The organism is Nostoc cf. edaphicum LEGE 07299 (assembly GCF_015207245.1).
GTDB classification, from domain to species: Bacteria; Cyanobacteriota; Cyanobacteriia; order Cyanobacteriales; family Nostocaceae; genus Nostoc; species Nostoc edaphicum_B.
Window position 1 is genome coordinate 1 of sequence record NZ_JADEXF010000342.1, and the last position, 5,194, is coordinate 5,194.

Consider the following 5,194-nt stretch of genomic DNA (forward strand, 5'->3'; position numbering starts at 1 on the left):
TTTGTGGGCACTTGGCAAGGAACAAAAGAAGGTCGCACTGGGTATTGGTTGCGCTGGTGGGATCGAGGTGGTAATTTATTACCGTGGGCTGTAGAACAGATTGAACAAGAACGCCAACGTGCCGAACAAGAACGTCAACGCGTCGAGCAAGAACGTCAGCAAAAAGAACGACTAATTGCTTATTTGCAATCTCAGGGTATTGACCCAAATAACTTGCCCCCATTTTAGTAGAAGCAATTTATGAATTGTCCTTACGATAACCATCCAATTGTACAAAAAAAGTCGTTTGCTATAGCAATTGTGAATCATTTTCAATCTTCAAGCATTTCTAATAATTGCGCCTCACTTAACTGTGTAATTCCCAACGAAATTGCTTTTTCTAACTTGGAACCTGCATCTTCTCCTAAAACTAAATAATCTGTTTTTTTACTAACTGAATCAGTCACTTTCCCCCCAGCTTTTTGAATCAAATCCTTCGCTTCATCCCGCTTCAAGGTTGGCAATGTTCCCGTAATTACAAAAGTTTTACCTACAAACTTTTGATTACCGTCACCAACTATTTTTGTTTCCTCGGTGGCAGTTAATTGCAATCCTTCTGCTTGCAAGCGTTCTATCAACTTTTGGTTAGCATCAATCCGAAACCATTGGTACACAGATTGGGCAATTTCAGCACCAATACCGTAAATACCTTCAATATCTGATTGCTTTGCTGCCGCTAACTGGTCTACAGTGAAATATTTCTGAGTCAACAATTGAGCATTCACACTGCCAACGTGACGGATGCCTAAACCATACAATACCCTTGACCAAGGTTGATTTTTTGATTGAGCGATCGCATCGATTAATTTCTCTGCCGACTTTTTCCCCATCCTTTCTAATGCAGATAACTTCTCTGCTGTCAACTCATATAAATCGGCAACGGAATGCACCAAACCTTTATCAACGAGTTGATATACCAACTTTTCCCCCATACCTTTAATATCTAAGGCATCACGACTTACCCAATGTTCAATGGAACCTTTGAGAATCGCTGCACAGGAAGCATTGACGCACCGAGTCACCGCCTCACCGGATTCTCGCACCACCAATTGACCGCAGACTGGGCAATGGGTGGGCATAAGGAAGGGTTCAGTGTCAGCAGGACGGAGTTCTTTGATTACCCTCAACACTTCTGGAATGATTTCCCCAGCTTTGCGGACAATCACAGTATCACCAATGCGAATATCTAATTGAACAATGCGATCGCTATTATGTAAAGTTGCACGAGAAACTGTTGTTCCCGCCAGTTGCACCGGGCGCATCTCGGCTAACGGCGTTAACGCCCCTGTTCGTCCCACATTTACAGCAATATTTTCTACACGCGTAGGCGCTTCTTCGGCTGGATACTTCAAAGCGATCGCCCAACGGGGGAATTTCTGCGTAAACCCTAGCTGTTCCTGAAGTTTAAAAGAATTCAGCTTCACTACTACCCCATCAGTCATGTAGGGTAAATTCAGCCGTTCCGTATCCCAGTATTCGTAATATTTTGCCACTTCTGCGATCGAAGCACAGAGTTTGTGGTTGGGGTTGACTCGAAAACCCATCTTTTCCAACAACTCCAACGCTTCCCATTGGGTATTAGCAATACTGGTGTCATCTCTACCAGGAATGTGCAAGGTGTAGCCAAAAAAATCTAAGCGCCGTTTAGCCACAATGCGGGAGTCTAATTGCCTGAGTGTACCAGCTGCGGCATTGCGGGGATTGGCAAATAATTGCTCGCTGGCTTTTTGCCTTTCCTCGTTGATTTGTTTAAATACTTCCAACGGCAAAAACGCCTCGCCTCGCACTTCCACTCTTTCGAGAATTTCTAACCCTTCAAAATTCAAACGTAAGGGAATTGAGCGAATTGTCCGTACATTTTGGGTAATATCTTCACCCGTTACCCCATCACCTCTAGTTGTCCCTCTAACTAGAATGCCATTTTGGTAAGTTAGAGCCAAAGCAGAACCATCAATTTTCAGTTCACTGACATATTCCACTGAATCTATTTTCGGTACTTGTCGCCGCCAACGCTGATCCCATGCTTGCAACTCATCAATATTGAATGCATTCTCCAGACTATACAAGGGGATATTGTGCCGCACCGAGGTAAACTGTGTATGCCTAAGCTCACCAACCCGCTGAGTCGGACTATCGGGTGCTGTCAATTCTGGATATTGAGTTTCTAGTTGTTGCAATTCTCGATATAGCTGGTCATAGACTGCATCTTCCATGATTGGAGCATCTAGGACGTAATAAGCATAGCTTGCTTGTTGCAATAACTGGCGCAATTCTTCTGTGCGCTTTACTTCAGGCTTAATCTGTGTCATAAAATTATAAAATATCTAGGATTAGGGCTAACAATTCATACATATGTACTATACAAAATTTAGGCTTTTGAGTCATATCAAAAGCTAAATAAGTTTTACCAATCCCGGCTACCTAATACTTGCATAGGGCGATCGCATCGTAAACTTCAGTAGTAAGCTTCCCCTGAGTACTAAGTATAATTTTACGGGTAAAAAATTTAGAGCGATCGCGAGTCAATAAATCACTATATAAAAGAATGTAGAGACGTAGAATTGCTACGTCTCTACAAAGGTAATAACGCATACTTAATTTCACCAGAGTCTATTAGAGAACTGGGTTGAATAGCTGTGAATAGGGGAAATTATCTGTAGGACGGGGCATTGCCCCACCCCAAATTATTATCCAATTACCTCAGCAGTCTTTTTCTTATCCAACTTGAGAATCAACACACCCAAAGGTGGTAAACACAAATCCAGAGAATAAGGACGACTGTGCAAAGACCAATCATCTGTCCATTTACCACCTAAGTTGCCCATATTGCTACCGCCATACTGACGCGCATCACTATTGAATAACTCGGTATAAAATCCCTTTTGCGGTACACCGATGCGATAGTGAGAATGAGGTTGCGGTGTAAAATTGCAAATAACGATCGCAAAATCATCAGAATCCTTGTCACGACGAATGAAGGAAACTACACTATGGCGGTTATCGCTACAGTCAATCCACTCAAACCCAGGTTCAGCAAAATCCTGGGTGTACAAAACTGGCTCAGAACGGTAGAGATGGTTCAATTCCCGGAAAAACGTTTTTAACTGTTGGTGGGCTTCATGCTGCAATAAATGCCACTCCAAATCAGCCCAAGCATTCCACTCACTCCACTGCCCAAACTCCATGCTCATAAACATGGTTTTCTTGCCTGGGTGAGCAAACATATAGCTAAATAAACAACGGATATTAGCTAATTTCTGCCATGTATCCCCCGGCATTTTGCCGATGATATTGCTCTTACCATGCACCACTTCATCGTGGGACAAAGCCAGCATGAAGTTCTCGCTGTGGTTGTACCACATACTAAAGGTGATGTTATTTTGGTGGAACTGGCGGAACCAAGGGTCCATGCTGAAGTAATCCAACATATCGTGCATCCAGCCCATATTCCACTTCAAGTTAAAGCCTAGTCCGCCTGTGTAGGTGGGCCAAGATACCATTGGCCAAGAAGTGGATTCTTCCGCAATTGAGAGAATACCGGGAAAATAGCTAAAGATAATGTGATTTACCTGACGCAGAAAATCTGCTGCTTCTAGGTTTTCTCTGCCACCGTACTGGTTGGGCAGCCATTCTCCTGGTTTGCGGCAATAATCGTTATAGAGCATCGAGGCAACAGCATCAACACGAATCCCGTCAATGTGGTACTTATCAAACCAGAAGAGGGCATTTGCTGCGAGGAAATTACTAACTTCATGGCGACCGTAGTTGAACACCAAAGTACCCCATTCTTTGTGTTCGCCTTTGCGGGGGTCAGCGTGTTCGTACAGGTGGCTGCCATCAAAGAAAGCTAAACCATGTCCATCTTTGGGGAAGTGACCAGGAACCCAATCCACAATTACCCCAATATCATTTTCGTGACATTTGTCAACAAAATACATAAAATCTTCGGGTCTGCCAAAACGCGAGGTAGGGGCGTAGTAACCAGTTACTTGATAACCCCAAGAACCATCAAAGGGATGCTCCGCAATGGGTAGCATTTCTATGTGGGTGTATCCTAATTCTTTGACATAAGGAATGAGTCGGTCAGCTAGTTCCCGATAGGTAAGAAAACGTGCGCCCGGTTTCAGTTCCGAAACGACAACTACAGGTTCCGTTTCACCATTGGGGAGTTTCGCTGGTTCTGCACTCGAAGCGTGTAACCAAGAGCCTAAATGCACTTCGTAAACTGAAACTGGCTGGGTGAGGGGTTCAGTGTGACGCCGCTTTTCCATCCAGTCTTCGTCACTCCAACTGTAAGTATCTAAATCAGTGACAATAGATGCCGTTTTTGGACGGGGTTCCTGCTGAAAACCATAGGGATCGGATTTTTCGTAAATGTGTCCTTCAAAATTTTTGATTTCATATTTGTAAGACTCCCCTACACCAATTTCAGGAATAAACAATTCCCAAACCCCGGTGGGGCCTTTACGCATCTGGTGTTTACGCCCATCCCAGAGGTTGAAGTCTCCCAACAATGAAACGTTGCGAGCGTTAGGTGCCCAAACTGCAAAATAAACGCCTTTAACGCCGCCTATTTCCGTAGGGTGCGCTCCCAGTTTTTCATATATCCGATGATGGTTGCCTTCACTAAACAAATGCAAGTCAAAGTCTGTCAAGTTGGGAGAACGGAAAGCGTAAGGGTCATAGGTGACACGCTCATGTTCCCCTTCTTTAATCCGTAACTGGTAGTTTGCCAGTTCTGGAGTGTCAATCGTGCATTCAAAAAAGTGGGGATGATGCACTGTTTGCATTGGGTATTCCTTGCGTTGTTCAGGAAGAACGACCCATGCTGCACTTGCATTGGGTAGGTAGGCCCGCACAGCCCAGACAGTTTTACCATCTTGCTCTATGGGATGAGAACCTAGTATTTCAAAGGGATCGTTATGCTGATTCCAAACGATGCTGTTAACCTGTTCAGGGGCGATCGTGGTCATGGACATGAAGCTACCTAAGTGAAATAATGTGATTGACTAAATCTACTTTTTTAATATCTATATATATTCTTTACATTTATTTGCAATTTTGTCGCCACCGTTATCCTACATCAGAATGGGGCATTGGGCATTGGGCATGGGGCATTGGGCATTGGGCATTGAGCATTGGGCATGGGGCATTG

At 44.0% G+C, this 5,194-nt stretch carries 3 protein-coding genes and 1 pseudogene; 1 reads left to right on the plus strand and 3 read right to left on the minus strand.

The window, feature by feature from the left end; genetic code table 11:
* Positions 1–228: pseudogene (locus IQ229_RS12120) on the plus strand (hypothetical protein); the annotation flags it as partial.
* 83 nt (positions 229–311) lie between these two features.
* On the opposite strand, the gene ligA reads toward IQ229_RS12120, so the two are convergent.
* The 3 genes from ligA to glgB all read right to left on the minus strand — a co-directional run bounded on the left by ligA (position 312) and on the right by glgB (position 5,018).
* The gene (ligA, locus tag IQ229_RS12125) at positions 312–2,348 is read right to left on the minus strand and encodes an NAD-dependent DNA ligase LigA (RefSeq protein ID WP_194044010.1); all 2,037 of its coding nucleotides are present in this window, start codon (positions 2,346–2,348) and stop codon (positions 312–314) included.
* Between the two features lie 112 nt (positions 2,349–2,460).
* Positions 2,461–2,631 carry a hypothetical protein gene (locus tag IQ229_RS12130; protein ID WP_194044011.1) on the minus strand — a complete coding sequence of 57 codons (171 nt, stop codon included), beginning with the start codon at positions 2,629–2,631 and terminating at the stop codon, positions 2,461–2,463.
* A 95-nt stretch (positions 2,632–2,726) separates the two neighbouring features.
* Complete coding sequence (gene glgB, locus IQ229_RS12135; RefSeq protein ID WP_194044012.1) at positions 2,727–5,018, minus strand: 1,4-alpha-glucan branching enzyme; 2,292 nt, start codon at positions 5,016–5,018, stop codon at positions 2,727–2,729.
* Positions 5,019–5,194: the final 176 nt, after the last annotated feature.

Excerpts from the sequence above, each read along its gene's own strand:
- ligA (WP_194044010.1), bottom strand. The coding sequence starts at position 2,348 with ATGACACAGATTAAGCCTGAAGTAAAGCGCACAGAAGAATTGCGCCAG.
- IQ229_RS12130 (WP_194044011.1), bottom strand. The coding sequence starts at position 2,631 with ATGCGTTATTACCTTTGTAGAGACGTAGCAATTCTACGTCTCTACATT.
- glgB (WP_194044012.1), bottom strand. The coding sequence starts at position 5,018 with ATGTCCATGACCACGATCGCCCCTGAACAGGTTAACAGCATCGTTTGG.